An 18,466-nucleotide genomic window follows, 5' to 3' on the forward strand; every position below is an offset into this window, starting at 1 on the left:
CCGATGCTATCCGGTTTCAACCACCTAACCCTGGCGGTTACTGATCTGGACCGCAGCGTGGCGTTCTATCATGGCCTGTTGCAACTGCGCCTCGACGCCACTTGGGACGGCGGCGCCTATCTGTCGTTGCCGGGGTTGTGGCTGTGCCTGTCTCTCGATCCGCTACGCGAGCCTGAGACGGCGGTCGATTACACCCATTACGCATTCAGCGTAGGCGCCAGCGACTTCCCGGTATTGGTTGAACGACTGCGAGCTGTGGGTGTTTTAGAGTGGCGGGACAATCGCAGCGAAGGCGCGTCGTTTTATTTCCTGGATCCGGATGGGCACAAGCTTGAACTCCATGTCGGGGATCTGGTGTCGCGCCTTGAGGCGTGCCGCCAGAGACCTTATGCCGGGATGAAGTTTTTCACTCCGTGACCGGGCGCACTCCCGTCATGTCCATAGCTGATCTTTCCGAGTTTCGTTGGCGGTATCGCCGCATACGCTATTCTGATCGGCATTGTGGGCACTCGTCGGGTGCGCATGTTGTATCAGCGTCATGAGCTGGCAATTACCCGGATTTGCGGGGTAATGTTCACCGGTTTCGCCATCAATGCCTTGCTGCACGCGGTGCCAGGGTTGCTGACGAACAAGGTTTGAGGCTGCGCGCAGGGCTGCGACAGCTGCATCAGGACATCCGTTTCAGCGATGCCGGGTCCAGGGATTGATACTCACGGCTGCACTTTTGGACAGTATCCATCCACGATGACCACCAGTAATTCCGCGCCGCTGGCGAGTTACATCGATCTTTTGCTCGACGTCGTGTGTGCGGTCGATAGCCAGGGGCGCTTCGTCTTTGTCAGTGCCGCCAGCGAGCGAGTGTTCGGCTACACCCCGGACGAGCTGATCGGCCAGTCGATGATCGAGATGGTCCACCCGGCCGATCGCCAACGGACCCTGGACGCCGCCCGGGAAATCATGCGCGGCCAGCCCAACCCGAACTTCGAAAACCGCTACCTGCGCAAGGATGGTCAGGTGGTGCATATTCTCTGGTCGGCGCGTTGGTCTGAAGTCGATCAACTGCGCATCGCCGTGGCCCGTGACATCACCGAGCGCAAACAGGCAGAGTCCCGGCAGGCCGCACTGTACGCGATCTCCGAAGCCGCCCATGCCGCTGAGGATTTGCTGGCGCTGTTCAAGCTCGTCCATCAATTGATTGGCGAATGGCTGCCGGCGCTGAACTTCTCGGTGGCGCTCTATGACGAGCACTGCGAGCAATTGAGTTTCCCGTACCACGTCGACGAACACGAGAGCGATCCGCTGTGCAGCGTTACCGGCCGGCTTTGCACCGAGGTGATCCAAACGGGGCAGCCGGTGCTGGTGACGCCTGACCAACCTTTCTCGATGCCCGGACTGTTCGAGGTTGGCAATGGCCAGGACTCACCCTGCTGGCTGGGTGTGCCGCTGAACTCACAGAAAGGCACCATCGGTGCGCTGATCGTCAAAAGCGTACCCGGTGGTGAACGCTATACCGAGCGCGACAAGGAGCTGCTGCAATACGTTTGTGCCCAGCTCGCGGCAGCCATTGAGCGCAAGCAATTGCACTGCCGGTTGCAATTCATGGCGCAGCACGACCAGTTGACCCGCTTGCCTAACCGCGAACTGTTGCGTGAACGCCTGACTGCTGCCCTCGGTAAAGCCAGAAGAAACTCTGGACGCATGGCGCTGCTGTACGTCGACCTGGACCACTTCAAACAGGTCAACGACACCTATGGCCATGGCGTCGGCGACATGCTGCTGCAAGCGGTGGCCAATAGACTACAAGGTTGCGTGCGTGAGTCCGACACGGTGGCGCGCATTGGCGGTGATGAGTTTGTGGTCTTGCTCGACAGCATTCAGGCCGCCGAAGATGCAGCCCGTGTGGCGATCAAAATCCGTCAGGTGCTTGGCCAGCCGATGCGCCTGGAGAGCCATACCCTGAACATCCTGCCGAGTATCGGCATCGCGCTCTACCCCGAGCATGGCAGCGAAGAAAAGCAATTGTTCAAGCATGCGGATGAGGCCATGTACGCGGTCAAACGCCTGAGTGGACGGCTGGACCGCGTCTGATTCGGCTTCCATTCGGGCGCCGTTCGTCGCGGCCGGTGCAATTTTTCTAAACCTTTGCGGTGTTTTAACTTCAGACGTCAGGCGGGGAAACCCGTTGCACTCATTTGCCTGTTCAAGGAGGGCGTGACCATGAGCCGTATGGCCAGCCGATTATCGACCATCAGTTTTGTCGTGTTGCTAGGCCTGGGCGCCAGCAACGCTTTTGCCCAGTCGCCAACCGACTTCATCAATGACACTTCGGTCAAAGGTATGGCAGACATCGAAGCCAGCCGCCTGGCTCACCAGAAAACCGAATCCAAAGAGGTCAAGGATTACACGATTGTGGTGATCAACGACCGCACCACGGCTAACCAGCATCTGGCGAAAATCGCCAAGAAACTCGATCTGCCCGTCGCCCCCAGAGACGAGGTGGCCAGCAAGGCCAAGGCGCTGATTCCTGAGGTCAAGGACGGCGACTCCTTCGACACGGCCTTTGCCGCCAGCCAGGTGAAAACCACCCAGGAAGCCATCGAACAGTTGAAGCAGGAAGCACAAACCACCGACGTGCCGGAACTCAAGGCCTTCGTTGCAGAAACCCTGCCCAAGCTCGAAAACCATTTGCATATGGCAAGGGCCCTTCAGGCCAACAGCCAATCGGGTCGGGTGGATGGTTGAGTCATGCATGCTCACTCGATCCGTAGCAGCTGGCGAAGCCTGCGTTCGAGGGTGAAACCCTCGCAAAACCGTGTTCTCTGTACCTCAGAAATGATGCGGTGCCAGATTTACGGCCGCTACGCGGGCCGAACGCAGCCTTCGGCAGCTGCTACGAAGTAGGTGGCGAGCCGGTACCGCTTCGAGCCTCGCCACAAAAACAGTCCGGGTACTTTAGCTCGACAGCTTCACCCCAACCGTCCAACTGAAATACCCCAGCACTTCACAGCCGCTGTTCACCAGCATAAAGCTCAGCTCGCACTGCTCGACTCCGGTGCTCAGCTGCTGGCAATGCCAATAGTGATCATCGGCTTTTACCGCGAGTGGTTCGGTGGGGGATTCGGGATTGGGGGCGGGCAAGGTCTGGCCGTTATGCACCACCAGATGCGGTTTTGAGAACACACCGGCGTCGCCCACAGTCAGGTTGTAAAACACCACGCTGTGTTCGGCGTGCAGACCGACGGTTCGGCCACGGATGTGGAAGGTTTTGGTTGAACTTGCCGGTAGTTCAAGACAAGGGCTCTTGGACGTTGGCATTGTCCCCAGGGACGCGCCAAAGGTGAAAATGAAGCCGTCCTCGATCACGGTCGGTTGCTGCGGGTCGAGGCTCGGTTCCGGGTAGCGGGTGAGCAGGGTTTCGGCGTCGATAATCAGCAACACATTGGTTGCCTGCTCAGTGGTGGATGACGGGTTTGCGCTGGTATCTGTAGACATCACGGCTTCCTTTCATGATGTGGGTCGATCGCGGCCACCGCTGCGGCTTACGCAAGACATCCAGTTCCAGTCGGGGCGCGAGGCAGAGGGGAAAGCCCCTTGTCGCCAAGGGGCCGTCCAGATCAGTTACGGATGGTGATGAACGGATCCCACGAGCAGCAACCTACAATCTGGCAGTCCCGGTTCACGATCAGGAAGTTGAAGTGATAGGTCACGCTGCCGGTGGCCAGGGTTTCCGAAGACCAGTAATGGTTATCGACTTTCTGGCAGCTAGGCACTGACGGGTTGCTGGTGTTTGGCACGGCAACACATGCGGTGGCCTTGCGTGGCGTCGGTGTCGAGATCAGCTCATTACCCGCGTTGCCGATGAACTTGTAGAAAATTACCGCTGTTTCGAAGCTCTGCGACAGGCTGGTTTCGCGCCAGCGAATCAGGTCACCGACGGAGGCTTTCAGATTCAGTTCGCCACCGGCCTGGCCATTGATCACGTTGTCCCGGTTGGTGACCATGTACACATGACTGACATCGATAAGCGTTGGCGCGTTGGGATTTTTGCTGATGTTCGGGTAGTTTTTCAGAATGGATTCGGTGTCGATCGAAACAAGCACATCCGTGACTCGAGACATAGTAAAGCTCCTTGTTCATAGTGAGGGCCTGGCGTCTACCAGGCACAACAACGCTTGATTGCCATACGGCTGCTGTAAGCGCGCTACTATGGGGAACCTACCGATCACAAGGTACGAGCTGGCCTGGCTCCTTGCCTATAAAAGTGACCGGCCCGGGTTCCTTCCAACAGGCCGCGTCTGGAATATAGATGTCCGTCTTAAGCTGTCAAAACAGACGGGGCTTCGTTCGACGAACGGTCGTTTTGCTTCTAATTTCCGATGTTTTGGCGATAAGAAAATGGCGATCCAGAACGTTTCCCAAGCGTTGATTTCCCTCTGAATTGTGTGCCATTGAGCAACGATTACCGACCTCGGCAGCTTCACTTCCAGGGTGTCGGAGAATTGACCGTCGATGGCTTTGAGCAAGCCTTGCGCCGATCAGAGCAACTGCAATGCGTCCGGACGCGCACCGGGAAATACGTTCTGCAACTGCGAAGCAGATAAGCCCCAGGTCCTGCCAAGTAAACCTCCGAGCAGGTTCCGATAATTGTTGAGCACCGGGTAATCGCGGTTTTGCAGCAGGCTTTGTGGGTTGACTGCCACCTGTTCACCCACGATGCGTCCACCGCGAACGTTGCCGCCGAGTACCCAGTACACCGTGCCATGCCCGTGGTCGGTGCCTCTGGCGCCGTTTTCACGAAAGGTGCGACCGAACTCCGAGACCACCACTACGGTGGTGTTGTGCCATTCATCCCCCAGCGCCTGGGCATAGGCGATCAGGCCTTCACCGAGGTTCGCCAGGTTGTTGGCCAGTTGGCCGCTGGTGCTGCCCTGATTGACGTGGGTATCCCAGCCGCCGACATCGACGAAACCCAGTCGGTACTGGTCGCGCATCAGTGTCGCCATGCGCCGGGTCTGGGCCGCAAAGTTCTGCGCATTCGGCGCGCCACGATTGGCCTTGACCATCTCTTCTTGCAGATCCCTTGACACCTGCTGGCGCAGTTCAAGGCCACCGGCTGCGGAGGCGGCATAAGGTGTGTTTTGGTACATCGACGAAAGAATCGCCGATTGTCGAGCATCGAAGGCCGGTTTCGAGGTACCGCGCAACGAGATGTTTGGGATGGCGTTGCCGCCCTGAAAACTCAGGGGCAAGGCATCGGTGAAGGCAATGGGCGCACTGTTCGGCACCTGACGCGACAAGCGTGCGAGAAAGCCCGAGTCGTAACGGTTGCGCTGTTGGGTCGGTTCGCCAGACTCGATATTGTCCTGGGTTTCGAAGTGGCTGCGGGACACGTCATCGGTCCCGGCGAACGGTACGAAGGCGATCTGCTTGCGTTGCCACAACGGATAGATCGAGTCACGTAAAACCGGGTTCAGGCCCCAATGGCTGTCCAGTGCAATGGCGCTGTTGGGGTTATGCGAGTCTGGACGGGCAATGGCGAGAGTCGGACGCGAGTCGTAGTAAAAATCGCTGGAGTAGGGCACCAGCAGGTTGTTGCAGTCGTAGCCGCCGCGCAGAAAAACGATCAGAAAGCGCGGTGCCGAAACAGGGGCGGCGAACAGCTTTGCACTAAACGACAAGGACGGCAGCGACGCGGCTGCGACAGCGGCAATCAGCAGTTCTCGACGATTCATGGCGACACCCCATTACGCAGCTTAACGGTTATTGAAGTCAGGTGAGGCGAGCAAAAAGGTGTTCCATTCCTGAGGCGACACGGCCTTGTTCAGCGCGCCAAGGGTCGCTGCTGAAAGGTGTGGAGAGATGGCTTCGTAGAACAACGGTGTGGTGATCATCGGAAACCCTGGACCGGGCAGGTTGCTACCTTGTGGAGTAAACAATCGGTTATCCCCACGCCCGATTGCCCGGGCGATTTCGAAGCGTTTGGACATCTGCCCCGAGCTCGACCAACCGCTGGATTCCAGAGGCCAGCCGTCCGGTGTCACGCGACCGAATACTGGCTGCCCCAACTGATTGAGCCAATTGATCATCGGCCTGGCGTTGGCCAGCGGCTTACCGTCATAGGCCAGCCGCACCGCCGACACCACAAACTGCATCGGGTCCTTGAATTTGGTACCAGTGCTTTGCAGCAACTCCTTTGACTCGAACAACGTACGCATCACTTGGGCGATATCGCCGTCGCTGTCCTGGAAGGTCTTGGCCATCCGTTCCACCAGCGCGGGTGGCGGCTGATCGGCAACGAAGTATTTGGCCAGCTGTTGCGAGACAAAATGCGCACAGGCTTTCTGCCGGGTAATCAGCTCCACGGCCTGACGGATCTCGTCAAAGCCGCTGCCCTTGATCGGATGGCCGAGCAGTACCTTGTCGCTAAAGTCGTGACGACGAGGATTGAATTCGAACAGCCCTTCGCGCACCACCAAGGCCTGTAACCGAGGAGCAAACTTCTGCGTGCGACCATCGAGCGGCATCAGCCCGGCGCCGGTCAGAATCAACGCCAGTTGCTGCACGTCTTGCTGGGTATAGCCGGAGCCGACGCCCAGGGTGTGTAGCTCCATCAATTCGCGGGCGTAGTTCTCGTTGACCTTGCCCTTGGCATTTTGCGCGTTGTCCAGGTACTCAAGCATCGCCGGACTCTTGAGGGTGGCCATCACCAGATCCTTGAACTTACCCAGCGCGTGTGGGCGGATTGCGTGTTCTGCGTAGTCCGCCGTCAGCATCCGTATGCGAGCTTTGCCCTGAAACACGCTGAAGTGGTTGAGCCAGAAACCCACCAACTGCTCCTTGAGCTGATTGGGCCCATACACCGCACGCAACAGCACGGCTTCACGCGCTTGTTCTGCGAGTTCGTTGGCTTGTTGTTGCGCATCTTTTTTCGCGGCGTTTTTGGCGTCGCCTTCGGGCATGGCCTTGAGCTGTTCCTGCTGGCTCTTGAATGCCAGCAACAAGGACTCGGGCGGCGCGCTTAATACCGGATAGCTGTGCAACAGCGCGTTGATTGCCGGTGGCAGCGGGTCATTGATGCGATCGGCCAATTGGGCTTGAAGCAGACCCTCGCGGCCCATGCTGCGCAAGCGCGCCAGGTTGGCGGCATCCAGATCGAAGCCATCGCGGCGCAGCCAGGCAATGTCGCTCGGGTTGAGCGTTGCGGGGGGGCCGGCCAAGGCGAGTGAGGGAAACAACAGCAAACAGGTCGACAGACACAACAGGCGCAAAACGGCATGTGGCATGTGCATGTAGGAGGTTCCCGAGTATCAAGAGAGACGTCGACTGCAGCCAGTGTAGTTTCCACCCGTGAAGCTGACGCTATGCTGAATAACCTGTATCTAGAACAGCTCAACAACGAAGGTGTTGCACTTTTTCTCGCAGGTTCTGCGAGCTGTGGAAGGTCAACTTTTCTTTACACAGTTCCTTTAGGTGGGTTCAGGTATTAGACAGATATCTGCTGGTACAAATATTCATACGCCAAGCAGGAGCGCGGCGGTAAAGGGGGCATGGTTGTACAGGGTTACTCTATTGGCCGATGAGCCTCAGGAGGCAGCATGTTGTTACGTTACGCGGCATTGGTAGCAGTGGTCATCGCGGCCTCCGGTTGCGTACAGGAGCGTGTGGTTCACGATCGGCGTCCACCACCACGCGAGTACGTCGAAGTCATCGCGCCACAGCCACCACCGGTCCAGGTGATCGAAGTGGAACCCGCGGGCCGGCCAGGTTATGTCTGGTCGCGCGGTTACTGGCGTTGGGAAGGCGGGCGTTATGTCGCCGTTCGCGGGCACTGGGAACCGGAACGCCGGGGTTATCGTTATGTGCACCCGCATTGGGAACAGCGCAACGATGGCTGGCATTGGCAAGGCGGGGGCTGGGCCCACTAGATCCAGCGTTTCGCCGAATCAAAAAAGAGCGACCTTCGGGTCGCTTTTTTGTGCTGTCCGGACGCTGTCACGATCTCGAATTCATGACAATACGTAGCAGCTGCCGAAGGCTGCGTTCGAGTGCGAAGCGCTCGTAAAATCAGGCAACGCGTTCTTTCAGGTTAACCGTGGATTCAGGGTTTACGACTGCTGCGCAGCCGAACGCAGCCTCCGGCAGCTGCTACGAATCGCGTTCCCTCTCATCCAGCCGAGTCTTGACGAACTTGGTTGGGCCGTCGCTTACTGGCGCCCCACGAGCGAAACGCAGAGTCTAGCGCGTCGCTCATGTCCTGATCCGTTACAGGAGTACGCGATGAGCTGGTCTGCCAAACAGTATGTGGCTTTCGAAGATGAGCGCACGCGCCCGGCGCGCGATTTGCTGGCGGCTATCCCGAACACCGATGCGCGTTCGGTGATCGACATCGGCTGCGGCCCCGGCAACTCTACCGAATTGCTCGTGCAGCGCTTTGCCAACGCCAAGGTGCGTGGCCTGGACAGCTCGGCCGACATGATCGACGCCGCCCGCAAACGCTTGCCGGACGTACGTTTCGACATTGCCGATATCGCCGCCTGGAGCGAGCCCGGCCCGTTCGATGTGATCTTCGCCAACGCGGTGTTCCAGTGGTTACCCGACCACGCCACGCTGTTGCCGTCGCTGGTGGCCAAGCTCGCACCGGGTGGCAGCCTGGCGATTCAAATGCCCGACAACCTCGATCAACCGTCGCATCGAATGATGCGTGAAGTCGCCAATAACGGGCCTTGGGCCCGCAAGCTTGCGGATATCGCCGGGCAACGGACGACCCTCGACGATGCCAATACCTACTACCAGATGCTGTGTTCGTGCGCCTCGCGGGTCGATGTGTGGCGCACCACTTACCATCACCCGCTGGCGGGCGGTCCTGCGGCCGTGGTCGAGTGGTTCAAGGGCAGCGGTTTGCGGCCGTTTCTTGAACCGCTCGACGAGGCGGAAAAAGCTCAATACCTCGAGCACTATCTGGCTGCGTTAGAGCCATTCTTCCCGGTGCAGGCCGATGGTTCGGTGTTGCTGCCGTTCCCGCGTTTATTCATTGTGGCGACTCGCTAAAGGTCGTTGTTGCGTCAGGCCTGAGGCTGTTGCCCTCAGCCCTGTTGCAACACTTTCAACGCCGCCGAGGCGAGGAAGCCGGAACGGCTTTTTTCTTCCGGGTGATGCAGCACGTATTCGTCGATACGGGTCAGCAGATAGCCGGGCAGGGTGATGTTGAGTTTCTGCGCCTTGCCCAGGTACTTGGTGACATCGATGTCCACCAATGCCCAGGTAGCGCCGGCGTACTGCGGATTGGCTGCATGCACGGTGACCTTGTTGGCGGGTGGAATCGCCGAGCCGTCTTCAGCGAGTATCTCGAAGTGGCCTTCGATGGCTTCGCGCGCCATGGCGATCGCATCGTCCAGGTCATCACCGGCCGAGAAACAGCCCGGAATATCCGGCACTTCCACGCCCCAGGCGTGTTCGTTATCGCCCATTGAAATCGCAATTGGGTAAAGCATGTTCGTTGTCCTCTGGGTGCTGTTCGCCGGTTCAATACAGCAGGGCCTGTTGCAGGATGCTGACGGCCGTTTTGGTCAGTAAATCCTTTTTCGGGTGTGGGACGGTGACCAGACCGGGCTTCACAGGATGCTTGAAGTGGTGATGGCTGCCCCTGACCCGTACCAGATACCAGCCGTCTGCGACGATTTGGGTTATCAAATATCGGCTATTCACATCACTTCCCTGTGCTGTGTAGGTGGTTACTATACCTACTGAAAATAAGTTATCAACACTATAACCACCGCTGGTGGCGACAGAATGGATGAGTGGTAGGGAACAGTGTAGGAACCACCGCAAGACACGGTGTCCAGGAGCAGCGCTGGAGTGTTTCTGATTCCTTCAATGCCAGTTCAACGCGTGTTATTGCTGAATGGCGGGCATGAAAAACCGGTCACTGAGGACCGGTTTTTTCTTGTCTCTGCATCTTCTGTTTGAAAGGTGAGTTTTTGACACCACGCTCCCCCCGCAGAGAAAACCCGATGCCGAGAATCACGTAGTCGCTACTCAAGCAGCTGATCAATCAATACCGCATTGGTATAGATCAAGCTTCCATCGCTTGCTCGATGTCCGACCAGATGGAACTGACCGCGTTCGTGTTGCAAATAGACGCGCATTTGGCAGTCGGACAAGGGGCCGTATCCCTCGGGCAGGATCAAATCCATTGAACTCATGTCGACATCGACCATGGCTTCACGCTCATGGGTCTTCTGCAGGCGTTCTTCAGCTTCCTCCAGGCGCAGGTGGAGGGGGGCATCGACGTCAAAATGGATCTCTCCCACCGGGGTGGATTTTTGGGCGCCGCTGATTTTGCACCAGCCTTCGATCGTCAAGGCACTCATGACGGAACCTCCGTTGTGGACTGCTGGACTCTGTAGCTCGGGCCACTTCTGGTCGATCTCTACCGTCCGTAATCAGAAATTAAGTATAGCTGGCAACCGGGCGTCGCTTGGGGGCGTGGGGCTCGATCCTGATTATTTTGACTGATCGGAAACAAGTCGCTATGCCCAATTGAGTACCGGGAGGCGTGATGCTGAATATCTTTAGCTATAGGTGGCGAATGGATTTAACTAATTAACTTGTTGTTGGAGTTGGAATGCTCGTGCGTCACGGTACTTCAGGAAAAGCGCTTGCTCCGTTCCTGCACTATACTTCTTGCTGACTTTACCGTCAGGAGCAGTGGTGCTTGTCTGCTCTGCTGGGACGTCAGATTAATATTAATTTGACGATGCTGTTAAGTGGCGATGCTTTTGCATAATCCACGCGTGACAGGAATAGGATGAAGAGAAAATGGCAATAGCAATTATCTTGATTCTAATCGTTGTTGCATCAGTGTTGTTCAACATCCTGGCGCCTTGGCATGCGACACCGGCCGCTTCCAACTGGGGGTCGATAGACACCACCCAGTTCATCACCCTGATCATCAGCGGAATATTTTTCATCGCCATCACGGTATTTATGGCGGTCGCCGTGATGCGTTATCGTCACAAGGACGGTGCCAAGGCGGCCTACCAGCCAGGCAATAAGAAATTGGAGTTATGGTTAATTATCGTTACGTCGGTCGGTATTGCCGCGATGTTGGCGCCAGGCCTGGTTGTTTATAGTGATTTCGTCCGGGTGCCGAAAAAAGCTTATGAACTTGAAGTGGTTGCCCAACAGTGGCAGTGGGCTTTTCGTTTTCCCGGTCGGGACGGGAAGTTGGGAAAGTCGGATATCAAGTTTGCTGATTCCATCAACACTTTCGGTCTTGATCTCAAGGATCCTGCAGGGCAGGACGATATATTGATACTCAACAATGAAGTTCACCTCCCGCTCGATAAGCCGGTAAAAGTTTTACTGCGTTCTAAAGATGTACTGCACGATTTCGATGTACCGCAAATGCGCGGCAAGATGGACATGGTGCCGGGGATGGTGTCGTACTTTTGGTTTACGCCAACTAAAACCGGGCAATATGAAATTATGTGCGCTGAATATTGTGGCGTAGGGCATTACAACATGCGCGGCCATATGATCGTGGACGAACAGGGCGCCTTCGATCAATGGTTGAGCAGCCAACCGACTTTTGCGCAGACATTAGCGGCAGCTGCCAAACCCAGTCGCGACAGCGTGCTGGAAAAAGGCCGGCTGTTGGTCGAGAAGTACGGTTGCAACGCCTGCCATAGCCAGGATGGCAGTGCCAGTCTCGGCCCTGGATGGAAAGGGCTGTACGGCCGCACCGAACAGCTTGCCGATGGCACCAGTGTGCAGGTCGATGAGGCCTACCTTAAATCGGCGATTCTCGATCCAAAGGCCAGGCGGGTGCAGGGCTACCCGCCGGTCATGGTGGCCTATACTCTCAATGATGATGAACTGGGTGCTCTCGTCACCCTGATCAAATCACTGGGTACCGCGCGCCAAGGCGATGAGCTTTCTGCCCCAGGTGAAGACTTGGCGGCGCAGGGACAGCAACTGGCCAAGTCGTTCGGCTGTCTGGCCTGCCACAGTGTCGATGGCAGCAAGGGCGTTGGTCCCAGCTGGCAGGGCCTGTATGGCAAGACAGAAACCCTTGAGGACGGTACGAGGATAAAGGTCGATGAGGACTATATAAAAGAATCGGTTCTCAAGCCTAACGCCAAAATCGTCAAGGGTTACGCACCCATCATGCCGACCTTTACGCCGAGTGATAAGGAGTTGAGCGCACTGATCGCTTTTATCAAGTCCAAAGCGAATGCCGACGCTGACGCGAGCAAGGCGGAGCCAGGAAAGTAGCCGTAAGCAGCCAGCAATACACCGAAACTTCAGTTGGAGGATGACGTGATGGCCTATGCGGAGCAAGCCGAAACAGAAGCACTGCACGAGCCCAAGAGTTTCCTGACCAAATATATCTGGAGTCAGGACCACAAGGTCATCGCCATTCAGTATTCCTTGACGGCTATATTCGTGGGCATCATCGCCGTGGTGTTGTCCGATTTGATGCGCTTGCAGATAGGCTTCCCCGGTAGTTTGGGGTTCATGGACGCCAGTACTTACTATCAAGCGATGACCATGCACGGCATGATCATGGTCATTTATTTGCTGACGGCCTTGTTTCTCGGCGGCTTCGGCAACTATCTGATCCCGCTGATGGTGGGGGCCCGTGACATGGTCTTCCCCTACGTCAACATGCTGAGTTACTGGACCTACCTGCTCGCTGTACTGGTGTTGCTCGCCAGTTTCTTTGTTTCTGGCGGCCCGACCGGTGCGGGCTGGACGCTCTATCCGCCACAGTCCATTACCAAGGGGACACCGGGGACCGAGTGGGGCATCGTACTGATGCTCGTCTCACTGGCGATTTTTATCGTCGCAACCACCATGGGCGGGTTGAACTACGTCACCACGGTGTTGCAGGCGCGCACGCACGGCATGACATTGTTTCGCATGCCGCTCTCCGTATGGGGAATCTTCATGGCCTCGATTATGGCCTTGCTGGCTTTCCCGGCGTTGTTTGTCAGCGCGATCATGACGCTGTTCGACAAGCTGTTGGGCACCAGCTTCTTTATGCCGGCAATCATCTCGCTGGGGCAGCAGCTCGATCACCAAGGTGGCAGCCCGATATTATTCCAGCACCTGTTCTGGTTTTTCGGCCACCCGGAAGTCTATATCGTTGCTCTCCCGGCGTTTGGTCTGGTCTCCGACTTGATCAGCACGCATGCGCGTAAAGGTATCTTCGGCTACCGAATGATGGTGTGGGCCATTATTGCGATTGGCGTACTCAGTTTTGTGGTCTGGGCACACCATATGTATGTCAGCGGAATGAACCCCTACTTTGGCTTTTTCTTCGCCACCACCACCTTGATCATCGCGGTGCCGACCGCACTGAAAGTCTACAACTGGATTCTGACCCTGTGGCGGGGCGACATTCACTTGACCGTACCGATGCTGTTTGCCCTGGCTTTTATCGTCACCTTTCTGGTCGGCGGTCTGACCGGGTTGTTTCTCGGTAATGTGATCGTGGACATTCCGCTCTCGGACACCTATTTCGTCGTAGCCCATTTCCATATGGTCATGGGTGTCGCACCGGTACTGGTGGTGTTCGGCGGCATTTATCATTGGTTCCCGAAAGTCACCGGGCGCATGACGAACGACACCCTCGGCAAGCTGCATTTCTGGATTACCTTTCTCGGCACCTACGCGATCTTCTTTCCCATGCACTACCTGGGTTTCCAGGGTATGCCACGCCGCTACTACGCCTATGACAACTACGCGTTCATTCCGCAGTCGGCGCAAGAACTGAATTCTTTCATTACGGTGGTCGCATTGATCGTCGGCGTTTCCCAACTGCTGTTTCTGTTCAACCTGGCCTGGAGCACTTTCAAAGGCAAGCCCGCAGGCAGTAACCCCTGGGGCGCGGCCAGTCTGGAATGGCAAACGCCAGACACCCCGCCGGTACACGGTAACTGGGGCGCGAAGCTGCCGGTCGTGTATCGCTGGGCCTACGACTACAGCATGCCGGGAATAGACCAGGATTTCGTTCCGCAAACGGTCTCCGACGAGGAGCTGGAGCAGATGCGGCAACTCAGTGCCGGAGCCAGGATTGCGGACGTTAAGACATGAACAGGCTGCTATTGAGAAACGTCGACGGTGCTGACCCCGGCGGTAGTTGGAGTGGTGGTCCTGGGGATATTCAGGCCGCCGAGGCTGCCAATAGAATCCAAAACGCAAGAGTCGGCCTGCGCTTGTTTCTGGCCGTGGTGAGCTCGTTATTCTTTCTCTTTCTGGTCGCCTTTATCGAGCGCTCGCAAATGGCCGATTGGCAACCTCTGACGGAGCCCTTGGCGCCCTTGGCCAACCTTTGGCAGCTATGGCTGAATACGGCTTTTCTGGTATTCAGCTGCATCGCCCTGCAGTGGTCGCGTATGGCCGCCCGACAGGGGCGACTGGACGCAACGGTCATTGGTTTTGCAGTGGGGGGCGTATTTGCAGTTGCCTTTCTGACGGGGCAACTCTGGGTCTGGCAGCAGTTTGTCGCCTGGGGCTATTTTGTCGCCAGTAATCCGGCCAACAGTTTCTTCTACCTGTTGACCGGTCTGCACGGGTTCCACCTGCTGGGCGGGCTGATCGCCTGGAGCAGAACCGTCGCTAAATACCTGCATCACGTGCCGTTGCCGCAACTCAGCGCCAGCGTAGAGCTCTGTGCCATCTATTGGCATTACTTACTGGGTCTTTGGTTCGTGCTATTCGCGCTGCTGACCAGTACGCCGGCAACCTATGAAGCCATTGCCAGATTCTGCGGCCTGAGGTGAAAAGCCATGGCATCGCACCCGCTAGCCCCAGTCGAATCCAGTTCATCCAATCCACCCAGCTCGCCGCCTGCAACGGGATGGCAGGGCATCGCCAACGACTGGGCCTCGGACAGAGAGGCTTTCAGGCAGGTGCCTTGGGGCAAGGCGATGATGTGGATATTCCTGCTCAGCGATACGTTTGTATTTACCTGCTTTTTAACCGGCTACATGTCGGTACGCATGACGATCACCAATGCCTGGCCGAACCCCAGTGAAGTGTTTGCATTGACGATTGGCGGTAGAGAAATCCCGCTTATTCTGATCGCCATCATGACCTTTGTGCTGATCAGTAGCAGCGGCACCATGGCCATGGCGGTCAATTTCGCCTATCGCCGTGATCGCGCGAAAACCGCTGCCCTGATGCTGGCGACCGCAGCCTTCGGGGTGACCTTCGTCAGCATGCAGGCATTTGAATGGAGCAAGCTCATCGCAGAAGGAGTGCGTCCCTGGGGGAACCCCATGGGGGCGGCGCAATTTGGTGCCAGCTTTTTCATGATTACCGGTTTCCACGGGCTGCATGTGTCAGTCGGCGTCATCTACCTCAGCATTGTGGCGATGAAAGTATTGCGCGGAGATTATGAGCGCTCCGGAAACTATCAGATCGTCGAGATAGCCGGGCTTTACTGGCACTTCGTGGACTTGGTGTGGGTGTTTATTTTTGCTTTCTTCTATTTATGGTAGGTCGTGAACAGGTTCTGAAGAGGAGCACTGATGATGGCGCATACCCAGGGTCAGCAACATCCAATCAGCTTGTACCTTAAAATCTGGGGGCTGTTATTCGTCCTCAGCACGTTGTCGTATCTCGTCGACTATTTTCACTTCCAGGGCTACCTCCGGTGGTTCCTGATCATCACGCTCATGTTGTTGAAGGCAGGTCTGATTGTCTCCGTCTTCATGCACATGGCCTGGGAACGGTTGGCCATGGTCTACGCCATATTGGTGCCACCGTTGTGTTTACTGGTACTCGTCGGACTGATGGCCACCGAGGCTGATTATGTGTTCCTCAGCCGGGTGATTTTCTTCGGCCAATAAGCGACGTCCGGATGGCACTTCCGGACGCCCTCAAGCCTGCGGGGCTAACCCGATATCACTCGTTTGAACTGATGCCATTTGTGCTGCCAGGCGACTGTCCAGTGGGGGGCAGCTGTTCCTGTGCCGGCGATCTTCAGCCTTGGATGATGTTCGATTACCCGGTCCAGTACCGATTCCTGATCCGGCTCAACATCCACGAAGAAGATATGTTTGCCCTCGTCTACCACCTGTTTAAAACTGCGGAAGTGAGTGTTTGGCACCTGGATACCAAAAAAGCCACCTTCCCAGATGCTGAAGCCCAATATAACAATGGCAAGGAAGATAAAAGGCATCCAGCCTGCAGCGGATTCGGTCCAGCCCAGCCAATAGGCGCCACCCAGGACCAGCGCCGCGAGTGGTATGCCGACCACCGCACCAATCTCGCCAGAGTGAACAGTATCTTGCTTCATCAGCGAGTTAACTTCGTGGAGGTGATGTTCTTCAACATCAGCCACTTCTTCACTGAGCACATGAATTTGTTCGGTATTGATGCCGTTGGCTTCCAGTTCATTTTCAACGGTTTCAAGATCGTCGAGATTGTCACTGATGTAATAGTGCCGATTCATACCACACCTCCCATCTCGTGCTTGCTGTCGACCTCCTCTGTCCTGCAGCCGTTAACTGAGATTTGCAGTCGGTATCTGTGCCCGTGGGGGACGTTGCAGACTTCATGCAATTTGAAAGAAGTATAGCATTCGCTAGCATGCGTGATTTTCGGTGTCAAGACCTGGAGGGGGCGCCGAAACAGCGCCCCCTTGTGACGTCAGGACGGTTCTGCATCCATGCGTCGCGCAATCACATCCAGCACATCGCAACCGTCGCGCAAAGGTATGCAGCAGAGCAATGCGAAGTCGCTGAGAATGACCGAGTCAGTGGTGATGTCACCCCGCATCGCGAGGTTTTCAAGAATCTGCGTCACGGCTCGGATTCTGTAACTGGCCGTGCTGAGCAGTGAATGCAGCGGTTGAGTGGTGTTGACGAACAGGGAGGGTAGGTCGTCGGCGTTGCTGGTTAAAGCCATATATTCATTCATGAGTGATCACCATGTAGTTGGAGGACCCCACCACTCAATTGTCGCCAAACAAATGGGTGGCAGCTGTACGCGGGTTGGCGAACCGGACATGGCATAACCGGCAGATCCTAGGATCTCCCACGCACAGCTACCAAAAAACAGGCAGCTAAGTGCGTTCAAAAGCGCTCCGAACCTACTCGAAAGCTTCTGTACCATGTCGCCGAGTCGCCAAACCCGACACGCCATTTGGGCGTCGGCCGACTATAAGCCTCGTGACAAAAGCACAGCAATGCGCAAGTGTACGGACAATTCCCAGTGTCGTGTGGGACATTGCCTTTTCGGAAATTGGCTTCTTTGTGCCACCAGTAAATGGGTGGTCGATACTGAATTTGGCTGGCGTTAATCCGCAACAGTGTAGAACGGCAATTCCCCCGAATTCACCGGCACTACTCTTCACCGCCCCCCATCTCACGATCCTCAAACGCAGAACGCACAGCCTCCACAACGCGCTCTGCCATGCGCTCATCTTCAAGCTGCGGGTACCCTTTCTTTAGCTTGCCGGACACCACCCAGCCGTTCTCCTTGATGGAGCGGATGATGCGGTTCGCATCCTGGTCCGGCATTTCCAGTACTTCTTTCAGCCGGTCCTGAGCTTGCTGAAAGATCACCAGTACTCTGGCTTCATCCGCCATTTCCTTTCGAATCGTGTGCTCGACGACTCGTGCGGTGTACAGGACGTGTTCGGTCAGATCGGGATAGCGCCAGGCAAAGCACGCGTCCTTGTATTCGTCGAAGATGAAGTTGCTGCGAGTCCCGTGCGAAAACGCTAATTTTTCGTAGGCGTGAAAATGCTAACGCTTGATGAAATTTGATAATAAATCCGTGTTTTTAGAAAAAAACGCTAACAGACTTCAGGGTAGTCGCTAACGCCCCGAGAGCACTTACTCATCGATCAGCGGACAACGGACGAAAGTGGGAGATGCCTCAGAGCCCGATTCCACCAAACCCCAGACATAAAAAAACCGGCCATCAAGGCCGGTTTTTTCTTTACCTGCATCCCCCGTCAAAAAACGACGTGAGACTGAAATCTGATTGGAGCGGGTGAAGGGAATCGAACTCTTAATGGACACGGAGGTACGAATGTTGTGTAGGTGTGTAGGTGCGCGAGCGGCGTTCGCCCCTGGAATCGTTGGCTATAAAGTTGTGATTCCTCCACTCGGTCTTTGACTCACAATGTGACTCTTGAAGAGGAAACCTGCCATCGCCCCTCCTGATCCTCTAAGCCTGATACAGGAGCTTTTTGGCTCGGAAGAAACCTCTCACATTGCCCACTACAACCAGACGCCGATGCTGAATCTCCTGTCACCGGCCCGCAGCTCCGTCACCCAGGATCTAGCTAGTTTCTGATGTAGTACCTGTGTAGAAGTGAAGAAGGATCTCAAGGGTGGATATCCGAAGCTTTTTTGGCCTGAAGACTCTTTGGTGGCGGAGGCGGCTGCAAGAGCGAAGGAGCGAACAGCTTTTTGAGCGTGCCCTACCGGTCGGCTGTCGTGAA

General features: G+C 56.3%; 19 protein-coding genes and 3 pseudogenes. 12 read left to right on the forward strand and 10 right to left on the reverse strand.

What is annotated here, in order from left to right:
• The first annotated feature begins 3 nt into the window (after positions 1 to 3).
• From fos to AABM55_RS07060, 4 genes and pseudogenes are all read left to right on the forward strand, one after another.
• Positions 4 to 417, forward strand: coding sequence for a fosfomycin resistance glutathione transferase (gene fos, locus AABM55_RS07045; protein ID WP_347929162.1), 414 nt, complete (start codon positions 4 to 6; stop codon positions 415 to 417).
• 39 nt (positions 418 to 456) lie between these two features.
• A pseudogene (locus tag AABM55_RS07050) lies at positions 457 to 639 on the forward strand (LysE family translocator); the annotation flags it as partial.
• A 105-nt stretch (positions 640 to 744) separates the two neighbouring features.
• Positions 745 to 2,088, forward strand: coding sequence for a diguanylate cyclase (locus AABM55_RS07055; RefSeq protein ID WP_347929163.1), 1,344 nt, complete (start codon positions 745 to 747; stop codon positions 2,086 to 2,088).
• Positions 2,089 to 2,217: 129 nt separating this feature from the next.
• A complete protein-coding gene (locus AABM55_RS07060) occupies positions 2,218 to 2,742 on the forward strand; it encodes a DUF4142 domain-containing protein (protein ID WP_347929164.1) in 525 nt (174 codons plus the stop codon).
• Positions 2,743 to 2,952: 210 nt separating this feature from the next.
• On the opposite strand, the gene AABM55_RS07065 is transcribed toward AABM55_RS07060, so the two are convergent.
• From AABM55_RS07065 to AABM55_RS07080, 4 genes are all read right to left on the reverse strand, one after another.
• Positions 2,953 to 3,492: an AidA/PixA family protein gene (locus AABM55_RS07065; protein WP_347929165.1), complete on the reverse strand. Its 540-nt coding sequence runs from the start codon at positions 3,490 to 3,492 to the stop codon at positions 2,953 to 2,955.
• A gap of 122 nt (positions 3,493 to 3,614) precedes the next feature.
• Positions 3,615 to 4,118 carry an inclusion body family protein gene (locus AABM55_RS07070; RefSeq protein WP_054596081.1) on the reverse strand — a complete coding sequence of 168 codons (504 nt, stop codon included), beginning with the start codon at positions 4,116 to 4,118 and terminating at the stop codon, positions 3,615 to 3,617.
• A gap of 417 nt (positions 4,119 to 4,535) precedes the next feature.
• Positions 4,536 to 5,732 (reverse strand): DUF1501 domain-containing protein, encoded by a 1,197-nt coding sequence (locus tag AABM55_RS07075; RefSeq protein WP_347929166.1) that lies wholly within the window; start codon positions 5,730 to 5,732, stop codon positions 4,536 to 4,538.
• Positions 5,733 to 5,753: 21 nt separating this feature from the next.
• Positions 5,754 to 7,289: a DUF1800 domain-containing protein gene (locus AABM55_RS07080; RefSeq protein WP_347929167.1), complete on the reverse strand. Its 1,536-nt coding sequence runs from the start codon at positions 7,287 to 7,289 to the stop codon at positions 5,754 to 5,756.
• 306 nt (positions 7,290 to 7,595) lie between these two features.
• Here AABM55_RS07080 and AABM55_RS07085 point away from each other — a divergent pair, with 306 nt between their 5' ends.
• On the forward strand, positions 7,596 to 7,925 hold the full coding sequence (locus AABM55_RS07085; protein ID WP_019692252.1) for a YXWGXW repeat-containing protein: 330 nt from the start codon (positions 7,596 to 7,598) through the stop codon (positions 7,923 to 7,925).
• A gap of 352 nt (positions 7,926 to 8,277) precedes the next feature.
• Positions 8,278 to 9,048 (forward strand): trans-aconitate 2-methyltransferase, encoded by a 771-nt coding sequence (gene tam, locus AABM55_RS07090; RefSeq protein WP_347929168.1) that lies wholly within the window; start codon positions 8,278 to 8,280, stop codon positions 9,046 to 9,048.
• Between the two features lie 35 nt (positions 9,049 to 9,083).
• On the opposite strand, the gene AABM55_RS07095 is transcribed toward tam, so the two are convergent.
• From AABM55_RS07095 to AABM55_RS07105, 3 genes are all read right to left on the reverse strand, one after another.
• Positions 9,084 to 9,491, reverse strand: coding sequence for a type II toxin-antitoxin system HicB family antitoxin (locus AABM55_RS07095; RefSeq protein WP_054596083.1), 408 nt, complete (start codon positions 9,489 to 9,491; stop codon positions 9,084 to 9,086).
• A gap of 31 nt (positions 9,492 to 9,522) precedes the next feature.
• A complete protein-coding gene (locus tag AABM55_RS07100; protein ID WP_081013750.1) occupies positions 9,523 to 9,705 on the reverse strand; it encodes a type II toxin-antitoxin system HicA family toxin in 183 nt (60 codons plus the stop codon).
• Positions 9,706 to 10,031: 326 nt separating this feature from the next.
• Positions 10,032 to 10,370 (reverse strand): hypothetical protein, encoded by a 339-nt coding sequence (locus AABM55_RS07105; RefSeq protein WP_054596084.1) that lies wholly within the window; start codon positions 10,368 to 10,370, stop codon positions 10,032 to 10,034.
• Positions 10,371 to 10,818: 448 nt separating this feature from the next.
• Here AABM55_RS07105 and AABM55_RS07110 point away from each other — a divergent pair, with 448 nt between their 5' ends.
• From AABM55_RS07110 to AABM55_RS07130, 5 genes are read left to right on the forward strand one after another with little or no spacing between them, the layout of a single operon-like run.
• Entirely contained in the window at positions 10,819 to 12,276 is a 1,458-nt protein-coding gene (locus AABM55_RS07110) for a cytochrome c oxidase subunit II (RefSeq protein WP_347929169.1), read from the forward strand.
• Positions 12,277 to 12,324: 48 nt separating this feature from the next.
• Complete coding sequence (gene ctaD, locus AABM55_RS07115) at positions 12,325 to 14,100, forward strand: cytochrome c oxidase subunit I (RefSeq protein WP_103318832.1); 1,776 nt, start codon at positions 12,325 to 12,327, stop codon at positions 14,098 to 14,100.
• A complete protein-coding gene (locus tag AABM55_RS07120; RefSeq protein ID WP_347929170.1) occupies positions 14,097 to 14,789 on the forward strand; it encodes a cytochrome c oxidase subunit 3 in 693 nt (230 codons plus the stop codon). The genes ctaD and AABM55_RS07120 overlap by 4 nt, the downstream gene beginning before the upstream one ends.
• 6 nt (positions 14,790 to 14,795) lie before the next feature.
• On the forward strand, positions 14,796 to 15,509 hold the full coding sequence (locus tag AABM55_RS07125) for a heme-copper oxidase subunit III family protein (protein WP_347929171.1): 714 nt from the start codon (positions 14,796 to 14,798) through the stop codon (positions 15,507 to 15,509).
• 33 nt (positions 15,510 to 15,542) lie between these two features.
• Positions 15,543 to 15,860 (forward strand): cytochrome C oxidase subunit IV family protein, encoded by a 318-nt coding sequence (locus AABM55_RS07130; protein ID WP_054598259.1) that lies wholly within the window; start codon positions 15,543 to 15,545, stop codon positions 15,858 to 15,860.
• 44 nt (positions 15,861 to 15,904) lie between these two features.
• On the opposite strand, the gene AABM55_RS07135 is transcribed toward AABM55_RS07130, so the two are convergent.
• The 3 genes and pseudogenes from AABM55_RS07135 to AABM55_RS07145 form a co-directional block, all read right to left on the reverse strand.
• Positions 15,905 to 16,465, reverse strand: a complete 561-nt coding sequence (locus AABM55_RS07135) for a magnesium transporter (protein WP_347929172.1) — start codon at positions 16,463 to 16,465, stop codon at positions 15,905 to 15,907.
• Positions 16,466 to 16,662: 197 nt separating this feature from the next.
• Positions 16,663 to 16,932, reverse strand: coding sequence for a hypothetical protein (locus tag AABM55_RS07140; RefSeq protein WP_054596089.1), 270 nt, complete (start codon positions 16,930 to 16,932; stop codon positions 16,663 to 16,665).
• A gap of 425 nt (positions 16,933 to 17,357) precedes the next feature.
• Positions 17,358 to 17,726, reverse strand: a pseudogene (locus tag AABM55_RS07145) (cell filamentation protein Fic); the annotation flags it as partial.
• 472 nt (positions 17,727 to 18,198) lie between these two features.
• Here AABM55_RS07145 and AABM55_RS07150 point away from each other — a divergent pair.
• Positions 18,199 to 18,438: pseudogene (locus AABM55_RS07150) on the forward strand (ATP-dependent helicase C-terminal domain-containing protein); the annotation flags it as partial.
• Between the last annotated feature and the right edge of the window lie 28 nt (positions 18,439 to 18,466).

The organism is Pseudomonas helvetica (assembly GCF_039908645.1).
Classification (GTDB): Bacteria; Pseudomonadota; Gammaproteobacteria; order Pseudomonadales; family Pseudomonadaceae; genus Aquipseudomonas; species Aquipseudomonas helvetica.